General features: G+C 65.8%; 18 protein-coding genes. 9 read left to right on the forward strand and 9 right to left on the reverse strand.

Annotated features, from left to right (window positions below):
• Positions 1-16 precede the first annotated feature (16 nt).
• Positions 17-625: a TetR/AcrR family transcriptional regulator gene (locus QE444_RS16270; protein ID WP_309739907.1), complete on the reverse strand. Its 609-nt coding sequence runs from the start codon at positions 623-625 to the stop codon at positions 17-19.
• 87 nt (positions 626-712) lie between these two features.
• On the opposite strand from QE444_RS16270, the gene QE444_RS16275 reads away from it, so the two are divergent.
• Positions 713-1,867: an epoxide hydrolase family protein gene (locus QE444_RS16275; protein ID WP_187979549.1), complete on the forward strand. Its 1,155-nt coding sequence runs from the start codon at positions 713-715 to the stop codon at positions 1,865-1,867.
• A 102-nt stretch (positions 1,868-1,969) separates the two neighbouring features.
• On the opposite strand, the gene QE444_RS16280 is transcribed toward QE444_RS16275, so the two are convergent.
• The 3 genes from QE444_RS16280 to QE444_RS16290 all read right to left on the reverse strand — a co-directional run bounded on the left by QE444_RS16280 (position 1,970) and on the right by QE444_RS16290 (position 6,301).
• Positions 1,970-2,893 carry a DMT family transporter gene (locus tag QE444_RS16280; protein ID WP_309739911.1) on the reverse strand — a complete coding sequence of 308 codons (924 nt, stop codon included), beginning with the start codon at positions 2,891-2,893 and terminating at the stop codon, positions 1,970-1,972.
• Positions 2,894-3,106: 213 nt separating this feature from the next.
• Positions 3,107-4,909 (reverse strand): ABC transporter ATP-binding protein, encoded by a 1,803-nt coding sequence (locus QE444_RS16285; RefSeq protein ID WP_309739914.1) that lies wholly within the window; start codon positions 4,907-4,909, stop codon positions 3,107-3,109.
• A gap of 84 nt (positions 4,910-4,993) precedes the next feature.
• Complete coding sequence (locus QE444_RS16290; RefSeq protein ID WP_309739917.1) at positions 4,994-6,301, reverse strand: ATP-binding protein; 1,308 nt, start codon at positions 6,299-6,301, stop codon at positions 4,994-4,996.
• 489 nt (positions 6,302-6,790) lie between these two features.
• Between QE444_RS16290 and QE444_RS16295 the strand changes: the two genes are divergently transcribed.
• The 5 genes from QE444_RS16295 (at position 6,791) to QE444_RS16315 (ending at position 9,903) form a co-directional block, all read left to right on the forward strand.
• The gene (locus QE444_RS16295) at positions 6,791-7,108 is read left to right on the forward strand and encodes a hypothetical protein (protein WP_309739919.1); all 318 of its coding nucleotides are present in this window, start codon (positions 6,791-6,793) and stop codon (positions 7,106-7,108) included.
• Between the two features lie 61 nt (positions 7,109-7,169).
• A complete protein-coding gene (locus QE444_RS16300; protein ID WP_309739922.1) occupies positions 7,170-8,237 on the forward strand; it encodes an efflux transporter outer membrane subunit in 1,068 nt (355 codons plus the stop codon).
• A 107-nt stretch (positions 8,238-8,344) separates the two neighbouring features.
• On the forward strand, positions 8,345-8,560 hold the full coding sequence (locus tag QE444_RS16305) for a hypothetical protein (protein WP_133860929.1): 216 nt from the start codon (positions 8,345-8,347) through the stop codon (positions 8,558-8,560).
• Between the two features lie 75 nt (positions 8,561-8,635).
• A complete protein-coding gene (locus QE444_RS16310) occupies positions 8,636-9,379 on the forward strand; it encodes a BPL-N domain-containing protein (protein WP_309739926.1) in 744 nt (247 codons plus the stop codon).
• 107 nt (positions 9,380-9,486) lie between these two features.
• Positions 9,487-9,903: an NUDIX domain-containing protein gene (locus QE444_RS16315; RefSeq protein WP_309739929.1), complete on the forward strand. Its 417-nt coding sequence runs from the start codon at positions 9,487-9,489 to the stop codon at positions 9,901-9,903.
• A 49-nt stretch (positions 9,904-9,952) separates the two neighbouring features.
• On the opposite strand, the gene QE444_RS16320 is transcribed toward QE444_RS16315, so the two are convergent.
• Together QE444_RS16320 and QE444_RS16325 are read right to left on the reverse strand one after the other, a co-directional pair.
• On the reverse strand, positions 9,953-12,400 hold the full coding sequence (locus QE444_RS16320) for a DUF2309 domain-containing protein (protein ID WP_309739932.1): 2,448 nt from the start codon (positions 12,398-12,400) through the stop codon (positions 9,953-9,955).
• Positions 12,397-13,923: an NADH-quinone oxidoreductase subunit L gene (locus QE444_RS16325; RefSeq protein WP_273862170.1), complete on the reverse strand. Its 1,527-nt coding sequence runs from the start codon at positions 13,921-13,923 to the stop codon at positions 12,397-12,399. Before QE444_RS16325 ends, QE444_RS16320 begins: the two co-directional genes overlap by 4 nt.
• Positions 13,924-14,026: 103 nt before the next feature.
• Here QE444_RS16325 and QE444_RS16330 point away from each other — a divergent pair, with 103 nt between their 5' ends.
• Positions 14,027-14,935 (forward strand): LysR family transcriptional regulator, encoded by a 909-nt coding sequence (locus tag QE444_RS16330; protein WP_280306580.1) that lies wholly within the window; start codon positions 14,027-14,029, stop codon positions 14,933-14,935.
• 58 nt (positions 14,936-14,993) lie between these two features.
• On the opposite strand, the gene QE444_RS16335 is transcribed toward QE444_RS16330, so the two are convergent.
• Complete coding sequence (locus QE444_RS16335) at positions 14,994-15,863, reverse strand: NAD(P)-binding domain-containing protein (protein ID WP_309739939.1); 870 nt, start codon at positions 15,861-15,863, stop codon at positions 14,994-14,996.
• A gap of 15 nt (positions 15,864-15,878) precedes the next feature.
• Positions 15,879-16,499: an RraA family protein gene (locus QE444_RS16340; protein ID WP_133860938.1), complete on the reverse strand. Its 621-nt coding sequence runs from the start codon at positions 16,497-16,499 to the stop codon at positions 15,879-15,881.
• A 97-nt stretch (positions 16,500-16,596) separates the two neighbouring features.
• Here QE444_RS16340 and QE444_RS16345 point away from each other — a divergent pair, with 97 nt between their 5' ends.
• A complete protein-coding gene (locus tag QE444_RS16345) occupies positions 16,597-17,496 on the forward strand; it encodes a LysR family transcriptional regulator (protein ID WP_058790481.1) in 900 nt (299 codons plus the stop codon).
• A gap of 75 nt (positions 17,497-17,571) precedes the next feature.
• Here the strand turns inward: QE444_RS16345 and QE444_RS16350 are convergent, their stop codons facing one another.
• Positions 17,572-18,945 (reverse strand): MFS transporter, encoded by a 1,374-nt coding sequence (locus tag QE444_RS16350; protein ID WP_309739948.1) that lies wholly within the window; start codon positions 18,943-18,945, stop codon positions 17,572-17,574.
• 359 nt (positions 18,946-19,304) lie between these two features.
• Between QE444_RS16350 and QE444_RS16355 the strand changes: the two genes are divergently transcribed.
• Positions 19,305-21,320, forward strand: a complete 2,016-nt coding sequence (locus QE444_RS16355) for a U32 family peptidase (RefSeq protein ID WP_309739951.1) — start codon at positions 19,305-19,307, stop codon at positions 21,318-21,320.
• Positions 21,321-21,507 lie beyond the last annotated feature (187 nt).

Genomic DNA, 21,507 nt, shown 5'->3' on the forward strand with positions numbered 1-21,507 from the left:
AGGCCGCCAGACATCCTCACCCCAGCAACAGCCGAATGGCCCGCTCGATCCGCTCCGCCGCCTGAGCCCGCAGTGCCCTGGGATCATCGCCCAGCAGCGCCCGCAACTGATGCGGCGCGAAGACCAGATCGATGAATCCCTCGAGCAGCCGCTCGACATCGTCCGGCTGATCCGGGCCCGCCTCGATGGCCTGTCGCACCCGCAGGCGACCCGCCTCCCAGCCGATCCGGGTCGCCTCGGCCGCTACTGCCGGAAAGCGATCGGCCGTGGCGATCACCAGGCGCATCATCGCCAGGGTCTCCTGCCGCGAGGCGTGCTCCAGCATGTCCTGACCGGCCAGCCGCAGACGCTCCGCGAGCGGCAGGCCGGAGGGCACGGGTTCGAGCTGCGGCAGGGTTGCCGAATGACGGCGGATCACCGCCTCGAACAGCTGATCCTTGTTGGCGAAGCGCGCATAGAGGCTGGCCTTGCCCGCACCGGCCAGCCGCGCCACCGCCTCGCAGGAGGTCCCGGCAAAGCCCTGGGCGAGGAAGAGTTCGAAGGCAGCGTCCAGCAGGCGGCGATCGACAGCGCCGGCCTCTTCGCGCCGGGGTCGCCCGCCGCGTGGTTTGGTCATTTCGGTCATGGGCAAACCTTAAGCGGATTGACAGCGCCTGTAAACTGAACGATAACGTTCAGTTATTCGACTGCGCCCTTCCTTGCGAGGCTCTCCATGACCGATCTCATCCAGCCCTTTCCCATCCACGTACCCCAAGCCCAGCTCGATGAGCTGGCGGCAAGACTCCGGCTTACACGCTGGCCCGACCGCGAGACCGTCCACGATGGCAGTCAGGGGCCGCAACGGGAGCGCCTGCAGGCCCTGGTGGAGCGCTGGCGCGGCGGGTACGACTGGCGGGCGGCCGAGACCCTGCTGAACGGCTGGGGCAGCAGCCGCACCGAGATCGACGGCCTCGGCATCCACTTTCTGCATGTGCGCTCTCCCGAACCGACGGCTACACCCCTGCTGCTCACCCACGGTTGGCCAGGCTCTGTGCTGGAGTTTCGCGACGTGATAGGGCCGCTGAGCGATCCAGTCGCCCATGGCGGTGAAGCCGCGGACGCCTTTCACCTGGTCATTCCCGCGCTACCCGGCTTCGGCTTCTCGAATCAGCCCAGCGAGCCCGGCTGGGGAGTGAGCCGCACCGCCCTGGCCTGGATCGAACTCATGCGCCGACTCGGCTACGGCGATCACTGGCTGGCCCAGGGCGGCGACTGGGGCGCCGCGGTGACCACCGCCCTGGCCCATATGCGCCCGGCGGGCCTGGCCGGCGTGCACCTGAACATGGTGATGTTCCAGCCCACTGCCGAGGAGGTCGCGGCGGCCACGCCGGACGAGCAGCGGATGCTCGCCGACGCCGCCCGCTACGAGCGTGAATACTCGGGCTACATGAAGGTGCAGACCACCCGCCCGCAATCGGTGGGCTTCGCCCTGGCCGATTCGCCGGTAGGCCTGGCGGCCTGGATCTACGCCCTGTTCCAGGACGTCTCGGACAGCGCGGGCGAACCGGAGTGCGTCCTGCCGCTGGATCATCTGCTCGATGACATCATGCTCTACTGGCTGCCCAATGCCGGCGCCAGTTCGGCGCGTTTCTACTGGGAGGCCAGGCGCGAGATGGCGAACGGCATGGCCAGCGCGTTGCTGCCCCTGCCCGCGGGCGTCAGCATGTTCCCTGGCGAGCAATTGCGGCTGTCGCGCCGCTGGGCCGAGCGGCGCTTCGCCGATCTGCGGTTCTTCGCGGAAGCCGATCGGGGTGGGCACTTCGCGGCGATGGAGAATCCGCGAGAATTCGTCGGTCACCTGCGGGAGGCCTTCCGGACGATGCGCTGAGGGCGCGCTCCATTGACTGCAAGCAGGGGATCTCGCGCATTGTCGCTACCTCACCCCAGGGGCACCGACAGACTCGATGCCCTTGAAGCCTAGGGCGCTGTTCTAAGGCTTTTCCTCTGCGCATGAAATGAGCACACCCGCGCTCAAGATCATCAACATTCCACCCCAGGTAAAGAGGTCTGGGATCTCCTGGAATAATAGATATCCCCATAGACAGGCGAAGACCAGATAGGCGTAGTCGAAGGTACCGACCAGCGCCGCCGGGGCGATCTGATAGGCTCTGGCGGTGGCCGTATTGATGAAGACCAAAGCCACGGCGTAGCAGACGATGAAGGCCATCTCCTCGCGACCAAGTGGCTGCCAGGGAGACAATAGAAAATCGGCCTGAGCAGCCACCGCCTTACTGACCGCGAGCGAGGCCAGACCTCCCAGGCAGGCCGCTACCAAAAAGGCGATATTCAATCCCAGGGCCAATACCAAAGGGTGTTCGTTGCGGCAGTGTCGACGCGTGACCACCATTGCGAGCGCGTAGAACAGCGCACCAATGACCGGTAGCAGCGTGGCAGGAGAAAAGGCGTCCGCGCCTGGGCGTAGTACCAGGGCCACGCCGGCAAAGCCGACGCCTACCGCAGACCAACCCAGCCTGGACAGGGACTCACCGCCATAGCAGGCCGCTAGAAGCGCGATGAAAATGGGGGTCGTATAGATAGCGACGGCCGCTACTGACAGAGGAATGAAAGGAAGCGCAGCGTAATAGCTGATCCACATCAGCAAGAGCAGAATACTTCTGGCCATCACCCAGCGGATCGAGCCTATCTCTAGGCGACCGGCCTTGAAGCGGCCGATCGCCCAGAAGCCCATTGCGGGCACCGAAAGGCAGGCTACTGCAAGAAAAAGCTGCCAAAGCGGTAGTCGAGCACTGAAGTATTTGACCGCAGCATCCACCAGGGACAGGACAAAAACCGCCGCGACGATCAGGCTGATTCCCTGGCGGACGCGGTCGTTGCCGACATCCTTTTGTGCCATCCGTAAGACCTCTCTCTGAAGCCGCGCCGCTAAGAAGCATCGCGTTCCAGAGATGCCTCATAGTGACTCGGGTCGCCCCTGGACACCATCAGTGGCGCACTATGAAAGTCCTTGTCTTTACCGTCGTTGCTGTCACAGCAAGGTACTTCCAGTGTATCCCGAGGGTGCCACGCCATGTTGGCGTGGGTGGCGGAGCGGTAGCTGCCGCGAGTGCTAGGCATTGCGCGCCATGACCGCATAGAGCCCACCCTGTTTCATCAACTCTTCATGGGTGCCCTGCTCCACCAGTTGCCCGGCCTGGATGACCAGAATCCGATCCGCCTGCCTGACGGTGCTGAGGCGATGGGCGATCGAAATCAGGGTCCGCGGCCCCTCCAGCGAGGCCAGGGCCGCGGCCATCGCCGCCTGGGTGCTGCTGTCCAGGGCGCTGGTCGCTTCATCCAGGAGAATGATCGGTGGATCACGCAGCAGCATACGCGCCAGGGACAGACGCTGGCGCTCGCCACCGGACAGCTGATAACCCCGGTCACCGACCCCGGCCCCCAGCCCCTCGGGAAGCCTGCGCACCGTGGCATCCAGTTGCGCCCTTTCCAGCGCCCACCAGAGTTCCGCCTCGCTCGCGTCGGGCCTGGCGAAGCGCAGGTTGGCCTCGATGCTGGCGTTGAGCAGGAAGGTATCCTGGGTCACGATGCCGACCAGGCTGGCCAGCGTCGCGAAGCTCAGCTCGCGGCTATCGATGCCGTCGTAGCGGATACACCCCTGATCGGCGTCGTACAGGCGCGCGAGGAGATAGGAGATGGTGGTCTTGCCAGAGCCGGTGGGGCCGACCAGCGCCGTGTGCTTTCCGGCCGGTATCTCGAACGTCAGATCCTTGAGTACGGCGCGGTCGCCATAGGCGAAGCTGACGTTCTCGAAACGGATGCCCTGCTGGAAATCCTGCCGCGCAAGAGTCGTCGGTGAGCTCGCCTCGACGACCGTCGCCGGCGTATCCAGATAGCTGAACACCCGCGCCAGCAAGGCGCGTCCCTTGGCGAATTCGATCCGCGTCTCAAAGATCTCCAGCAGCGGCCAGAGCAATTGCTCCTGTAAGGCGATAAAGGCCACCAGGGTGCCGATGGACACCTGCAGACCCAGGCCGATGAACAGACCGCCGCCCAGGAAGGTCAGCGCGGGCAGCAGATCCAACGCCAGGAAGACGAGCGCGAATTCCCATTGTCCCGCGGTGCTGGCCTGGGTTTCCAGGCGCGCCAGCTGCGCGGAGTCACGCTGAAAGCGCTGCACGAGATAGTGCACGCGGCCCAGGGTACGCGACAGGATGATGCCGCCGGCCGACAGGGACTCGGCGATGTTGGCGGAAAGGTCCGCCACCTGCTCCTGTTGCCGGTAGGTCACCCGCTCCCGCAGCTGGGCGACGCGGCCATTGATCCAGACCAGCAAGGGAATGACGGCGAAGGAGACACACGCCAGGCGCCAGTCCAGCAGCAGCATCGCCACCAGGGTCGCCGCCACGACGCTCAGATGCTTCGCCAGATCCGTGGCGGAGTGGGTCAACAGGGTCTGCAGACCGGCGATGTCGCTGGACAGGCGCGCCTGCACTTCGCCCGCGCGGGTACCGGCGAAAAACGCCAGCGAGAGGCTCTGCAGGTGGCCGTACAGGCGGGTCCGCAGGTCGTGCATGATGCTCTGGCCCACCCGAATCGCGACATAGGTCTGGGTCAGGTTGGCGATGGCATTGAACAGCGCCACCCCGACCAGACCGGCGGCCAGATAGACCAGCAGCGTCAGGTCCTTCGCCGGCAAGGCATCGTCGACGATGCTGCGGATCAGGAAGGGACTGATCACGCCGCTGATCCCGGCGACCGCGATCAGCAACACCACCAGCACCAGTGCGGCCCGGTGCGGAGCCAGTAGTTCGAGAATCCGCGCGAAGGTGACATGACGCCTGGCCAGGTCACCATAGTCGTCGAGGGTCTCGGTTTCAGCCGACGATCGTGGGGAAGAAGAGGAACTGGACATTTGTTTGCTTTCAGGTCGGTCAGAGGAAGGAACGGACTCGGGTCCGCGTCATCGGGTGCCAAGGAGGCCTTGAGCTGCTGCTGGTCAGGACACGAGGGCGTCGGTCAGCCGGATGTCGAAGCGCGCACCGCCTCTTTCGCTTTGCGCCAGCGCCAGCTGCCCGCCCTGCTTCTCTATGGCGCGACGGCTGATCGACAGCCCCAGGCCAAAGCCGCCGGTGGCGCGATCCCGACTGCGATCCAGGCGATAGAAGGGCTCGAACACCCGCTCCCGCTCGCCCGGCGGAATACCCTCGCCATCGTCCTCGACGGTGATCAGCAGGGTGTCGGCGTCGCGGCCAACGGTCAGCCAGACCCCTCGCTGGCAATAGCGCAGAGCATTGCCAATCAGGTTCTGCAACGCGCGCGCCGTGAGTCTAGGTGCCAAGAGGGCTTGCTCGGGCGCAGCGGCCATGTCCAGGCTCAGGGTGACGCCACGCCGTTCCTGTTCCTCGCTGAAATCCGCCAGGACACTGTCCAGGAAGGCACCGAGCTTGAGCGCCTGACGCTCGGGTGCCTGCTGACTGGACTGCAGGCGGGCGTAGGAAAGCAGCTCGTTCACCAGCGCATCCAGTTCGCGCACGTGGCGAATCTGCTGCTCCAGCTGTCGCTGTGTTTCAGCGGGCAGCGGGTCGGCCTGCATTAGGGCCAGGCCGAATTCCAGACGGGACAGTGGCGTGCGCAGCTCATGGGAGACCGCATTGAGCAGGTCGCGCTGCTGGACAATCAGGGTTTCGAGATCCTGGGCCATGTCATCGAAGGCCCGCGCCAGCTGGCCGATGTCCGAGCGCGGCGAGATCGCGGTACGCTCCTGCAGATGCCCCTTGCCCAGGCGCGCCGCCGTGCGCCTGAGCCGCTCCAGATCACGCCAGTGCGGCCGCAGCCAGACATACAGACAGATGAGCAGCGCCGCACCGATCAGGGCGTTCATGGCCCAATAGGTCAGGGCTATGTCGGTCGGAACCTCGGCGAAGCCGACCCAGAGGACGTGCCCGCCCGGCAGGGGGATCAGGGCCACGCTGGGATCGCCATCGTCGGTCAGGCGGACGCGCCGTTCGCCTTTGGCCAGACGGTGGCGCTCGGCGCTCGTCAACTGGGGATCGCTCTGCAGCCCCAGTTGCAAGGTGACGGGCGCGATGTCGGCGTTCAGCTCAGCCAGCAGCGCCGGCCAGTGGGCGAATGGCGTTTCCACGAAGGTCCGCTCCACCAGCTTCAGCGGGCCATTCATCTGCTCCAGACTGACGCGGCTATAGCGATCACTGAACATCTGCTGCAGGGCTTCCGGGACCAGATAGCTGGCTGCGCCATAGGTCACCAGCAGCACGCAATAGAGCCTTATCAGGATCTTGAGCATCTAGCAGGACTCGACGCCGCGGCGCGGTCGTCCCTGCGGGTCACATCCGGACCGTTTTGCCAGCCTGAACGACGGCCAGCACGAGCCGTGGCCCGCGCCTTCCTGGCGCGGGCCAGGCAAGGTCACGAACGCGTATCGGCGACGCTGGTCGGTGGCCACCGGCGCGGCAGGGGTGATGACGTTTTCGACGCTGAAAAAGAGTTTCACAGATAGGTCCCGGGGCAAGGAGGCGGCGAGCATAACGGAGCGCCAAGCCCTCAAGGTCAGCCCTTAACACTCTTTCACAAGAGACCTACAGACCTTTACAAGGCCGCCCAGGCGGGCCCTCTACCATGGCGTTCTCCACGAGGACGTCCGATGTTCCACTACCCACTCTTCCCTTCCTGCCAACCCGGAAAAAAGCGGATCCAGATGCCATCACGCACCTTGGCTCGGCCCCGCTGCCCATCCCTGTCCCTGGGCAAACGGCCCGCGGCAGGCAGGCTCGTCATGACAGGAGTGACCGTCCTGGCCCTGAGTGTCCTGCTCGCGGGTTGCTCCCTGGCACCCCGCCATGAACGACCGCAGCCGCCGGTCCCGGAGCGCTATCCCTTGCTGACGGCGTCCGCGGACCTGTCGCCTCACCGCCAAAGCCTGTTCGCCGATCCGCACCTGCACGCCTTGATCGATCAGGCCCTGGACGGAAATCGGGATCTGCGGCTGGTCGCGCTGGATATCCAGGAAGCGCGCGCCCGCTATCGCATCAGCCGTGCCGACCTCATGTTCGAACTGGGTGCCACCGCCAGCCGGACGCGGGAGCCTGGATAGCGCCTCGCGCACCGATCAGCAGCGAAGCGGCAGCCAGACGGCCAACAGATACAGCGTCGGGTTGGGTACGAATGCCTACGAACTCGATCTGTTCGGCCGGCTGGGGAATCTGCGCGATGCGGCCCTGGACGAGTACCTGGCCCAGCGCGATACGCGCAGCGCGGTGGAGCTGTCACTGATCGCCGAGGTGGCGACGGCCTATCTGAATCAGCGCGCCCTGGATGAGAGACTGCTCGTGAGTCGCAGCACTCTGGAAAGTCGCCAGCGAGGCCTCGCCCTGATGGAACAGCGCCATGCCGCCGGGGTGAGTTCGGCGCTGGACCTGGCCCAGGCTCAAACGGCGCTAGAGACCACCGAAGCCGATCTCGCCGTCCTGGAACGGAATCGGGCACAGGCGGACAACAGCCTGCGCCTGCTGCTCGGCGGAGAGCCGCGCGGCGACCTGCCCGCGCCCTTGCCGCTCGCGCGCCAGGGTCTCGACCTGCCCGTCCCGGCGGGCTTGCCCTCTGACCTGCTGCAACGCCGTCCGGACATTCGCGCGGCCGAATACCGCCTGCGGGCGGCCAACGCCAACATCGGCGCCGCTCGGGCTGCCTTCTTCCCGCGCATCACCCTGACGGCCAGCGCCGGCTACCTGAGTTCCGATCTGAACGGCCTGTTCAACCCCGGCAATCAGGTGTGGAGCTTCGTCCCCCAATTGCAGGTACCGCTATTCGACGGCGGTCGTAACCGCGCCAACCTAGATCTGGCGGAGGTGCGGCGCGATCAGGATATCGCTCGCTACGAGAAGAGCATCCAGGTCGCCTTTCGCGAGGTGGCCGATCAACTCGTCGCCGAGGCGCCCCTGAGACGGCAGCTCGCGGCCCAGCAGCGTCTGCATGACATCACCGCGCGCAGTGTCGAGCTGGCGAGCGAGCGCTATCGGCAGGGGCTCGACAACTACCTGAATCTGCTCGACAGCCAGCGCAGCCTCTACCAGGCCGATAACGCCCTGATCGAAATCCGGCTGCAGCTGATGATCGCCCACGTCGACCTGTTCCGGGCACTGGGCGGCGAATGGGAGCGGAGCGGCGAAGCGGATCTTCCCGCTCCACCCGCTGCGACCCCGTCGCCCATGGCCTCGCGTTAACACTTGTTTACCGGCCTTCATGAGGTTTTACACGGGCCGTTCTACCGATCGATATCCTGATTCACAGGCGCCATCCACCGAGCGCGCGCACACAAGAGGAGACGCTAGTGAGGCACGTCGTAAAAAGCATCGGCTTCATCGCCATGATACTGGGCGTGGCGGCCGTACTCGTGGGGTGGCTCATAGACCCTACCGTCTCCTTGAACAACGGCATCAAGCTGGTTTCGATAAAGCGCGAGTTCCTGCAAACCGACTTCTTTCTCTGGGGCGCCATGTTGTTTGCCGCCGGCTTCAATGGCTATTCACTGCATACCGATCTCTGAGACCGACGCGACCTTTCCTTGCGTCGATCCACGGGAATACGTCTCCGCTCCCAGGACATTTCACGAGCCTTGGCCATGCGCTCCTTCAGCGTCTCGATGATTTTGCTGCTGGCCTGCCTGTCCACCGTGCTCGGCCTGGTCGACCTCGACGAGGCCGACGTGATACGGATCGCCATCTATAGAGGTCCGGCCACGTGCGAGGGTTGTGCCGAGGCGGTAAAGGATGCCATCGAACGGCTTGGGTCGGCCTACCAGGTTGATTTCCTCGGCCCGGACGAACGCCTGGATGTTTCCAGCGCAAACCTGCAACGCTACGAAGCCTACGTCCAGCCGGGGGGTGGTCAGGACATACCGGCCGCCCTGGCCAGTCTGGGCGAGGACAGGATCGCTGCCATACACGCCTATGTCGCCCAGGGCGGTCAGTATCTCGGAATCTGCATGGGCGCCTACCTCGCGGATGCCGACAATCTCGGCCTGCTCGATGCCGAGCTGGATTCGGAGGTTGGTCGCCCGGGCTTCCCGGTCACCTCCGTCGACGACAGCGTGGTGCTCCTGAGGTGGGGCGGTCGTGAAGATCAGGTGTTCTTCCAGGATGGCCCCTATCTGCCGCCTGGATCGGGCGACGGTTTTCGCGTGATCGCCAGCTACGGCAATGGTGACATCGCTGCAGCGCGCTACCGGTTTGGCGCAGGCGTCGTGGTCTTGAGCGGCCCCCATCCCGAAGCCGATAAGTCCTGGTTTCAGGAGGCGCACCTGTCCATGAGCCGGTTTCCCAGAAGCGAGCCGTTCAGGACCCTGTTCGATGCCCTCGACCTCTGACAGCCACCACAGGCCCTCACGGGCAGGCTGAGCCAGGATTGCCGACGGTTGCCTTTCTGTCCGTCTCCCGGCACGGTGACCCGCCCACCTTGATCGGGACGCTCACCTTGACCCCTACCCTGCACATCGCCGCCGCCATCCTCCTGAACGACCGCCAGCAGGTGCTGCTGGTGCGCAAGCGGGGCACCACCGCCTTCATGCAACCGGGCGGCAAGGTAGACCCGGGGGAGCAACCCCTGGAGGCCTTGATCCGCGAGCTGGAGGAAGAGCTTGGCCTGGTCATCACGACAGAGGCTGCGACCTTTCTCGGCAACTACCAGGCGCCGGCCGCCAATGAACCCGGTTTCAGGGTCGATTGCGCGCTGTATCAGGTAGCCATGGGTGCGGGAGACCAGGCGGTGCCTGCCGCCGAAATCGAAGAGGCGGTGTGGGTAGCCGTAGACGAACCCGGCGAGCTGCCGCTGGCGCCCCTGACCCGCGACGTGATTCTTCCACTGCTGGAACGGCGACTGCTGCACCCTTAGCGAGCAGCCCTGCGCCTTGGCCCCGAATTTCATCTTTGCCGGGCCAGCGTCAGACCTTGGGCAAGGGCCGCCATCCCCCGGCCGTACGCACCTCGAGGCAAGCCGGCAGGCCATCCAGACGCAGCAGGTGCAACCAGCCGTTGCGCACCAGATCGCGCACTACGGACTGGTAGGCGATCACCTGATCGATCATCGCGCGCGGCGCCTCGATCACCACGTGCAACCGTAGCGGACGATGCATCCACTGCTGGCCGTCGTGCAGCGACTGACGCGCCAGCCCGATGCGCAGGTCGCCGCCGTTGCCTTCGAACACACCGATATGGCCGCCCACCACGTTGTGCAGCAACTTGTTGCCGCTGCCAAAGCGCAGGTTGTCGGTGGTCGAGGTGAAGTACTGCAGGTTGATCCAGTGCGCCACCACCATGGGCGCCGTCATGATCAGCTCCAGCACCCTGCCCTCCTGGTCTTGCCGCCAGTCGTAGTCGTGCAGGAAGACGCGGCCCTCCAGGTCCACCGCGCGGGTGCACGCCCGCGGCGCGGCAATGAAGGCGGCATTGCCGGCGAGGCCCCATTCCGGCCGGGTCTGCGCCCAGTCCCGAGCGCGCCGGCGCAGCTGGCCGAGCAGTCTGTCCGGCTGTTCCGGCAGCGGTGCCAGGCCCAGTTTGCCAGCCCGCTGCCGCCGCACCTCGGCGCTGGCGCTGTCCAGCGCCAGCCGCAGGCGCTGCCAGCTGGGCTGGAGCTCTGCGGGAAGCCCCTCGTACCCGAAGACCTGCACCTCATCCGTCGTGGTGTTGTGCAGCCCGGCCAGCACCTGGCAGTACGGCGGCAGGTCGAGGCCGCGCACCCGCAGCCCGTCACGCACCTCGGGTTCGTTGAGCAGGCCGGCCAGTAGCCGCGCATTGATCTCGCCGCTCTGGCCACAGCAGGCACCGCAGTCCAGACCCGCTGCCTGAGGATTATTGGCGCTCTGGCTGCCGTGGCCGAGCAGCACCAACAGGGACGGCACCGGCCCGTTGAGCCCCATGGCCTTGAGAATGCGCTCGGCCAGGTCGACCTGCTGCAGCCGGGACATCGCCGGTAGCTGTGGTTGCAGCTGTTGCCGTTCCTGACGACGCCAGGCGCTGAGTTCGGGCGAAGGCGCACCACCGGCCAGGCCATAGGTCCGTCCCAGCAGCGCCCCGGCGTAGCCCAGCCCAACGCTTTCCACCAGGGTGAAGGTCGAGGCCGGCAGCCGCTCGAACAGCCGCCAGCGGCCCTGCCGTGCCAGGCGCCCCTGACGCAGCTGTGCCAGCTGCCGATCCCGCGTGGCATCGCCACTGCCGTCACTGACCTGCAGTTGCGGCGCGAGCAGGCCCGGCAACTGCGGGCGCGTGGCATCGGTACCCAGCGGCGTATAGGCGATGGGCAGCCCGAAGAAGCCGGCGAAACCGCCGGTTTCCAGTGCCGGACAGGTCAGCTCCAAGGCACGCCTGAGGGGCTCGGAACGCACGTCGATGCAGAAGAACAGCTTGGCCAGCGGCACCGGGGGCAAGGCTGCCGGGATGCTCTGGCACAGCGCCTGCTGCAGGTGTTCCTGCCAGGCCAGCTCGTCGGCGCGCTGCCAGAGCTGCAGGGCCTGCCAGTTGGCCGAAGGCATCCGCTGCAAGCGCTCCTCCCAGGCCGCCCGCCAACTGTGCCAGCGGCTCTCGGCATCGCGCCGGCGATCATCCACCAGCCATTCCCAGGCCGCGCGGATGGCCAGCAGCTCCAGCATCGTCTGGTCGTCCTCGCCCTGCAGCCGGGCCTGCCAGCGCCGATAGGCGCACCAGGAGGCCCAACCCAAATTGCGCAGCAGCAGGCAGTCGAACCAGGCCGCCCAGTCTGGCGCTGGCAGTCCCAGGTGTTCGACCGCCGCCTCCAGGGCCGCTTCGGGTTGCGCCGGCAACGCTGCGATCCGCTGATGCAGATCCCGGCAGCCACTGAGGACGCTCAGGCCCCGGTCGGCCAGCAGGCTCGCGCGCCAGGTCTGATAGAGCCCGCCACCCTCTGCCGGACGCCAATCCGCCTGCTCGTGATCGAACCAGGCCGCGCAGCTCTGCCCGATCTGGTGGGTGATCAGCGCCGGCCAGCCCGGGAGCGGGATCCCCGGCTCGGCGAGGTCCTCCAGCAGCGGCAGACCGTGGCCGACCTCCGCGGGGGCCTCCAGTACCTCCAGCAGCCTTACCGGCTTGCAGGATTCCCCCTGCTCGGCCAGCGCCTGCTGCAGATGGCGCTCGGCGATGCGACCGTCCTGCCAGGCCTGGCGATAGTCGGCGGCGTCCAGGGTCAGGCGGCTGCCGGCGCGCTGCCAGAGCTGCGCGGCCACGCTCTGCCAGGCCTGATCGCGCCGCTCCCACAGCGGGTTGACGGCGATCATGCGATCCAGCGGCCAGGTCGGCGCGATGCGCGCACAGGCCTGGCGGGCCGCCTCGTGCAGCGCCTGGTGCTTGGGGCTGGAAAGCGTTTCGAAGGCAGTCATGGGCGGTCTCCAAGGGTTGCGCTCAGGGGCTGGGGCACACGCGCCGGCCACAGGCGAAAGGTCAGGCGGGTGAAGTGCTCATCCAGGTAGAAGCCGGCAAAGGCCAGCGGGTAGAGCCGTTGCGCCAGGGCGCCGCGCGGCCGGGCCAGCAGCAGGCCCTGCAGCAGGTAGAGCCCGACCAGCATGACCATCGCCACCAGGGCCAGCGGCAGCGGCGCCGCAGCGAGGTGCTGGCCGAGGATCCAGCCGGCCGCCTGATGCCACAGCAGGTAAGCGCCGAGCAGCAGGCCGAACATGAGCAAGCCATGGGCTGGCTGGTCGCGGCGCAGGATCCAGGGCGCCAGGCCGATCGCCAGCAGCGTCAGGGCCACCAGGGGCAACGCATGACCGGGCAGCAGCCAGGCGCAAAGCCCTTGCAGCAGCGCCAGCATCAGCGCGGCCACCAGCAGTGCGCGCAACAGCCCGCCCGGGTCGAGCGCCGCGGCCTGCGGCTGCAGGGCATGCTGGCGGGCGTGGGCGACCGTTTCACCCGCGGCCAGGAAGGCATGGGCCTTGTAGAGCGAGTGGGCCAGCAGGTGCACCAGCGCCAGTTCGTACAACCCCAGCCCGCATTCCAGCAGCATCAGGCCCATCTGCGCGCAGGTCGACCAGGCCAGGCGGACCTTGATGCTGATCCGGGTCATCATCACCAGGGCCGCGAGGACCGCGGTCAGGCCGCCGACCAGCACCAGCAGGCTCTGCGCCGGAACCGCGGCGGAAAACAGCGGGGCGAAGCGCAGCAGCACGAAGCCGCCCAGGTTGACCACCCCGGCATGCAGCAGGGCCGAGACCGGCGTGGGAGCCTCCATCACCTGGATCAGCCAGCCATGCACCGGCAACTGGGCCGATTTCAGGATCACCGTCAGCGCCAGCAGCAGCGCCGCGCCCTGCAGCTCCCAACCGAGCGCACCCCCCGCCTGCACCTGGGCGTTCACGGCGGCAAGGATCAGCGCGAGCTGGCTGCTACCGCCGGCCTGCACCAGCAGCAGGGTCGCCAGCAGCAGGCTGACATCGGCGAGGCGGCTGGCGAGGAATTTCTTGTGGGCCGCGACGACGGCCTGCGGGCGCTCGCGGTAGAAGGTCAGCAGCTGGTGCAGGCACAGGCTGGAGAGGATCCAGGCCCCGGTAATCAACAGCAGGTTGCCGCTGGTGACCACCGTCGCCACCGCCGCCAGGGTGGCCAGCAGGGCGAGCACGTAGCGCCGCTGCCCTGCTTCCCCCTCCAGATAGCGCCGGGAATACTCGATGATCACCAGCGCCAGCAGGCTGATGATTCCGGCCATCGCCAGGCCGAGGCGATCAGGATCCTGGGTGCCGACGAGCGCCTGTAGCCAGGCCGCCAGCACCAGCAAGACACCCAGATAACCCGCGACCCGCGCAGGTATCCAGAGTTGGCTCGGTGAAGCGAGGAACACCGCGGGCAACAGCGCCAGGGCATAGACCCAGGGCAACAGTGGGGCGAGGGAAAACAGCAGGCCAGACATCGTGCACACTCCATGAACACCAGATAGCGACAGTGTCCGGATGTGTACGAATTATTTAAAATAGATTGATCAGAACCTAACGTTCACTTTTAAAGAACGAAGCATGCGCCGACTCAATTTCCATCACCTGCACTACTTCTGGGCCGTCGCCAAGGAAGGCAATCTCACCCGCGCCGCCGAGGCGCTGCATGTCTCCCAGTCCGCCCTCTCCACCCAGATCCGCGTGCTGGAAGACCAGCTTGGCCATCCCCTGTTCATCCGCTCCGGACGGAGCCTGCGGCTGACCGAAGCAGGGCAGCTGGTGCTGGACTACGCCGACACGATCTTCGCCCTGGGCAGCGAGTTGCAGGACACCTTGCAGAACACCCAGGAAGCCAACCAGACACTGCGCATCGGCTCCGTGGCGACCCTCTCGCGCAACTTCCAGGAAAACCTGCTGCGCCCCTTCCTCGGTCGTGAAGACCTGGTGCTGACCCTCGAATCCGGCAGCGTGGACGAATTGCTGGAGCGCCTGGCCCTGCACAAGCTGGACGTGGTGCTGACCAACCAGGCGGTGAGCGCCGACAGCCAGCGCACCTGGCAATGCCGCCTGCTCCATCGCCAGCCAGTGTGCCTGATCGGCCCGCCGCGCCAGGACAGTCGCCCCTTCGACCTCCACCGGGACCTGCAACAGGCCCGCCTGATCGTGCCCGGGCGCAGCAGCGACGTGCGCAGCCAGTTCGACGTCTATTGCAGCGGCCAGGGGCTGACGCCGCGCATCTGCGCCGAGGTCGACGACATGGCCCTGCTGCGTCTGCTGGCCCGCGACTCCGGCGACCTGGCCCTGCTGCCCGCTGTGGTGGTGCAGGACGAACTGCGCAGCGGCGCCCTGCAGCTCTACGCCGAAGTCCCCGAGATCGCCGAACGCTTCTATGCGGTAACGCTGCAGCGGCAATTTCGCCTGAGTATTCTGAAGGAGTTGCTGGGGCGGGCGGCGGTGCCGGATGCGATCTCTGGGCCAGAGGCGCCTTGACCCCAGGTACTGAAATCGCCGAGCGGTCATAGCCGCTCGGTGCTTAATCAAGTACCCGCTACCTCACCACGCCATTGGCCTTGAACAGCCAGGCAAAGGCCTGGTCGAGAGTCGGCGATGCCGTGTCGACAGGCTCGCGTGCGAGCTGCGCGGCTGTCCGCGCAAACACTTCCCTGACCCCGGGCAGCACCGCCACCGGCAGCTCGGCAGCCCGCAGTTGGCGTTCGGCCTCTTCCACTTCCTTGAGACGGCGCGGAGCGTGGACGACATGCGTCCTGATCAGGGCGCCGAGAAAGTCCCTGAGCGAAGCCTGGTCGATATCGCTCAGAGCATCGTGGAGCTGTTCCGTGACGCCCTGCTTCTCGGCCGCCATGAAGCACTCGATGGTCAGGGCTTCCAGGCCTTTGGTGAACACGCTGCGCAGGATTTTCAGGGCGGCTGCATCGCCTGCGGCGCCTCCCTCGACCGGCTTGAGCGGTGCGCCGGCTTCCGCAAAGAGGACGACCGCGCGGTCCAGGCCAATGCCGGCGCCCAGCAGATTGGTTTTCGCGTGCGTCAACGCAATGGCCCCCAGGATGGCCACGTCCACATAAGAGATCGAGCGCTCGGCCGCGATGGCCGCGGCTCGCCTGATCTGCTGCGGATCCGCGGTGGTCATGTCGATGAACAGCGCACCCGCCTGCATAAGGGCAAGCGCCTGCTCGGCGACCGGGAGCGAGACGGTGCCGAAAACGCAGGAGACGACGACGTCACAAGCGGCCACCGCGTCCTCTATCGAGGTGAAGAGTGGCAGGTCGTGCGCTTTCGCGAAGGCCTGGGCTCTGGGTGAGGGCCTGAGGTCACACAAGAGGATTTCATGTCCCGCGGCCACCCAGGGGTACGCATAGGTAAGACCCACTTCGCCTGCGCCGATAATCGCTAGCTTCATTTGCTTCTTCCGTAATCAATGGGCCGCGTAGGCGCCCCGGTAGGTTCCAGCGGCAATCTGCGCGAGCATCTCCGCTTCCTTGCGCTCGGTCGCCAGGCAACGGTCGAGCAACTCCGCCGCCTGGGCGATGGGAAAGGCGACAATGCCGTCATGGTCACCCACGACGAGGTCTCCTGGTGAAACGATCATGTCGCCAATGCTCACCGGCACGTTGATCTCGCCCGGGCCGTTCTTGTAGGGCCCCCGGTGATAGCCCCCACGCGCGAAGATGGGAAAGCTGCCCTTGCTGATCGTCGCCAGGTCGCGGATCGCCCCATCGACGACGACCCCCGCGGCACCGCGCTTTTCCGCGATAGCCGCCATGATGTCGCCCATCAGGGCGCGACTCAGGTCGCCGCCGCCATCGACCACCAGCACCTGGCCAGGAACGAGAAGCTCCAGCGCCTGGTGGATCGCCCGATTGTCGCCGGCGGGTACTTTGACGGTGAGGGCAAGGCCCGCCATGGTGCCTTCGATCCGGTGGAAGGGTCGCAGCCGAGCGCCTGGAAGCCGGTCGAGACAGTCGCTGATGATCGAGGTGGAGGTGCGGGCGAAGGCTTCGACCAGCGCGGTCGGACGGGAAGCGATGACGTTCATGGGGGCTCCTCTTGTTGGATGACGTCGAGGATAGGCCGGTGGCCAAATAGAAAAAGCGATATTAAGATATGACCACTCATGCCCTGAAGGAATGCCAATGGTCACGCTACGGCAATTGCTGGCGCTGCACTGGATCGAACGTCTGGGTACCTTCGAAAGGGCTGCGGAACACCTCAACACCACCCAGTCGGCCATCTCGAAACGGGTGCAGGAGCTGGAGTCCTCCACCGGCCTGCAATTGTTCGATCGCTCGCAGCGGGGTGCCCGCTTCACCGCCGAGGGCGAGGAGCTGCTGGTCATCGCGCGGGAGATGCTCGATCTGAACGAACGCATCACCTCGCTCAAGGATGGCAAGCACGTCACCACCCGCCGCCTGCGACTGGGCGTTACCGAACTCACCGCCTGGACCTGGCTACCGCGCCTGGTCACGCGACTGGTCGCGGACTTCCCTGGGCTGACCGTGGAACCCGAGGTCGACATGAGTCGCAACCTGCACGAGCGGCTGATGGACGACCTGGTCGACCTCATCGTGATCCCGGACACCTTCACGGCACCTGAGGTCACCAGCGTGCCCCTGGCGACCGTGGAGAATGCCTGGATGGCTGCGCCGGGACTGGTGCGGAGTTCAGGCGTGGTGAGCCTGGCCGAGCTGGCCAAGTATCCCATGCTGATGCAGGGCAAGAAGTCAGGGTCCGGCCTGTTCGTGAACCGCTGGCTGCATGCACGCGGCATAGAGCTACCGAGGATCCTCTCCTCCGACAGCCTTACCGCCATGCTCGGCCTGGCCTCGGCGGGCCTGGGCGTCACCTATCTGCCGCGCGAGTGTTTCCGCCCGCTGGTGGACGAAGGCAAGCTCGTCATCGTCGAGACCGATCCCGAGCTGCCACCGGTTCCCTACATGGCGATGTACCGCAACGACCGGCCCTCGACCTTCGTCGCCGAGATTGCCACGCTGGCGACGCAACTCTGCGACTTCACGAAACAGTTGCAGCGTTAGTCAGGGACCGCTGCATCGCCCCGCGCGTAACTTTCGCGGGGCAATGGTCAAGACCTTGCCGGGCTACTCGACCCGCTAGGCACCCGACTCGCCGACAGGCGCGGTAGCCGGCTCGGAAATGGTCAGCACGAAGGCCAGCGCGGCCAGGGAGCAGACGCCGAGGAAGATGAACACTGCCGTCCAGCTGTAGCTGTCCAGCAGGAAGCCGGTGATCAGCGGCGCCATGGCACCCCCTGCCTGACCCGCGCTGTTGACCACGGATGCAGCCACCGGATAGGTCGTTCTGGTCGTCAGTCCCATCGAATAGACCGAGAACGACGAGTAGCCGATATTGAGCAGAAAGCCGGTACCGAACAGCAACAGACCGACCGCGAGCAGCCCATTGGGCGCGTAAACCAGCGCGACCATCATCACGCAGGTCGCTACCGCGCTGATCATCATGGTCGGTTTGCGACGGCGATCCAGAATACGATCCGACAGCCAGCCGCCGACGATGTTGCCAAGCACCCCGCCAACGAAGGGCAAGGACGCCACGAAGCCGACCTGCATCAGTTCGAAGTGCTTCACCTCACCCAGGTACTTGGGGAGCCAGGCCAGGAGCACGTTCACCACACCGGTCATGAGCAGGTAGCCCAGACCACACCCCCAGATGTTCCAGGATCTGAACACGGAGCGGGACGTATCCAGGACGGGGGTGCGCTCATAGCGCAGCGTGCGGTCGAGCCTGCCGAAATCCCGGTGCTTACGGACCGACTCGCTGTGCGCAGTCGTCTGGTCTTCGATGTGCTCGGCTTCGGCGTCACTGACCTGCTTGCAGGCCCGCGGGTCATTGGGGACGAGCCACCACCAGAGCAAGGCCAGCAGCACGCCTGGCAGGGCGAAGGCGATGAACATGGTGCGCCAGCCATCGAGCAGAATCAGCGCCGCCCCCAGTGGCGGTGCGATCACCGCACCCATCTTCGCGGCGGACAGGAACGCCCCGGTAGCCGTGCCCTTTTCCCGCGGCGGAAACCAGCGGTTGATGGTGCTCAGCATCGACAGCGGCAAGGCAGCTTCTGCCACGCCCAGGGCCGAGCGATAGAGCTTGAGCATGCCGATGCTGTGGGAGGTGCCGATCAGCAGCGTCACCAGCGACGTCAGCCCAATCGCTGCGGGAGCGACCACGCGTACGCTGACCTTGCTCAGCAGAAAGCCTGCCGGTATCTGACCCAGCGAGTAGAACAGGAAGAAGGCACTGACCAGCAGACCCACCTCGGCATTGGTCGCGCCGAACTCCTTTTGGATATAGGGCAAGGCGATGCCGATATTGGCCCGGTCGGCTGCAGCGAGCATGTACACGACCACGATGACCGCCAGTACCACCCAGCGATAGCGGGTCCTGGACCGCGTCTGTAGCGCTGACCGCTCCGCTACTGCCGGCGCCGGCTTTGAAGCCAGGGATTCGGTCATGAGTCCTCCGATTTTTATGTTTATTAAAGGTGACGGAGGTTTTACGACGACCCATTAATGGAAAAAAGCGATAAAGAGGAACAGGCATTCATTCCCCTTTGGAATGCGCTTACGCCATATCCGGTGGAATGTCGGTGCTTGAGCCCTTGGCAGCCGCAACTCCGTCTGCCCCGCCGCGCTCCCCTCACCGGGATGCCGGCCGGAAACACGGATAACCCTTAATCGGCAGACGAGTCTGTAGATCCTCTTTCCAGTTGGTGGACTGCCGCCAACCACCCAGCACCCCAGGCGTGCCCTCCTCCCCCTCGCCCGCTACAATGCGCGCCTTGCCGTGCCACGCCTGATCGAGAAGAACCGCCATGTCCCTGCCCAAGCACCATCTGGAATTGCTCAGCCCGGCCCGCGATGTCGGTATCGCGCGAGAGGCCATCCTGCATGGGGCCGATGCCATCTATATTGGCGGGCCGAGCTTCGGGGCGCGGCACAATGCCTGCAACGAGGTCAGCGAGATCGCCGAGCTGGTGACATTCGCCCGGCGCTATCACGCGCGCGTGTTCACCACCATCAACACCATCCTGCATGACGACGAGCTGGAGCCGGCGCGCAAGCTGATCCACCAGCTGTACGACTCCGGCGTGGATGCGCTGATCGTGCAGGATTTGGGCGTACTGGAACTGGACATCCCGCCGATCGAGCTGCATGCCAGCACCCAGACCGACATCCGCACCCTGGCGCGGGCCAAGTTTCTCGACCAGGCCGGCTTCTCCCAGCTGGTGCTGGCGCGCGAACTGAATCTGCAGGAGATCGCGGCCATCGCCGCCGAGACCGACGCGGCCGTCGAATTCTTCATCCATGGCGCCCTGTGCGTGGCCTTTTCCGGCCAGTGCAACATCTCCCATGCCCAGACCGGCCGCAGCGCCAACCGGGGCGACTGCTCCCAGGCCTGCCGCCTGCCCTATACCCTGAAGGATGACCAGGGTCGGGTGGTGGCCTTCGAGAAGCATCTGCTGTCGATGAAGGACAACAACCAGAGCGCCAACCTGCGTGCCCTTGTCGAGGCCGGCGTGCGCTCCTTCAAGATCGAGGGGCGCTACAAGGACATGGGCTACGTGAAGAACATCACCGCCTACTACCGCCAGTTGCTCGACGAGATCCTCGAAGACCGCACCGACCTGGCGCGCGCCTCCAGCGGCCGCACGGCGCACTTCTTCGTGCCCGATCCGGACAAGACCTTCCACCGCGGCAGCACCGACTACTTCGTCACCGACCGCAAGGTGGACATCGGCGCCTTCGACTCGCCGACTTTTACCGGGCTGCCGGTGGGGCAGGTGGAAAAGGTCAGCAAGCGCGACTTCATCGCCGTGACCGAAGAGCCGCTGTCCAACGGCGACGGGCTTAACGTGCTGGTCAAGCGCGAGGTGGTGGGCTTCCGCGCCAACGTTGCCGAACTGAAAGGTGAATTCGAAGAAGACGGGGCGAAGCGCTATCGCTATCGCGTCGAACCCAACGAGATGCCCGAGGGGCTGTTCCGCCTGCGACCGAATCATCCGCTGTCGCGCAACCTTGACCACAACTGGCAGCAGGCCCTGCTCAAGACCAGCGCCGAGCGCCGCATCGGCGTGCGCTGGCAGGCCGAGCTGCGCGAGCAGCGATTGCAGCTGACCGCCATCAGCGAGGAAGGCGTGAGCGTCATCGTTGCCCTGGACGGTCCCTTCGGCATGGCCAACAAGCCGGAGCAGGCGCTGGATGGGCTGCGCGATCTGCTGACCCAGCTGGGCACCACCGAGTACCACGCGCTGAACGTGACCCTGGATGCCCCCCAGGCCTTCTTCGTACCCAATTCACAACTCAAGGCGTTGCGCCGCGATGCCATCGAGCAGCTGACCGCGGCGCGCATCGCCGCCTACCCACGCGGCCGCCGCAAGGCCGAGACCAGTCCGCCGCCGGTGTATCCCGAGTCGCACCTGTCGTTTCTCTACAACGTCTACAACCAGAAGGCCCGCGACTTCTACCACCGCCATGGCGTGCAACTGATCGACGCCGCCTACGAGGCCCACGAAGAGCCTGGCGAGGTGCCGGTGATGATCACCAAGCACTGCCTGCGCTTCTCCTTCAACCTCTGCCCCAAGCAGGCCAAGGGCGTCACCGGCGTGCGCACCAAGGTCGCGCCCATGCAACTGGTCCACGGCGACGAGGTGCTAACCCTGAAGTTCGACTGCAAGCCTTGCGAGATGCATGTGGTGGGCAAGATGAAGGGCCATATCCTCGACCTGCCGCTGCCGGGCAGCCAGGCCGCGGCCAAGGCACTGGCCAGCATCAGCCCGGAAGACCTGCTCAAGACCATCCGCAACAAGCCGACCGGATACAGTCACTGAGCCCGGCAAGGCGCTCGGGACTGATCTGCACCAAGGTCTCGCACACCAGGTAATCACCCCCGGGGGCCCAGCCGGCCGGAACGCTGTCGGTCACCCAGTCGGGCCGCCACTTGCTGCTTCCCTGAGCGCGACCGGCGCTCGATCCTCCCGCCTGTCCCTTTTCTTTAGCACCTGCCGTCGAGGGTGG

It is taken from the genome of Pseudomonas sp. SORGH_AS_0199 (assembly GCF_031453735.1).
Taxonomy (GTDB): domain Bacteria; phylum Pseudomonadota; class Gammaproteobacteria; order Pseudomonadales; family Pseudomonadaceae; genus Chryseomonas; species Chryseomonas aestiva.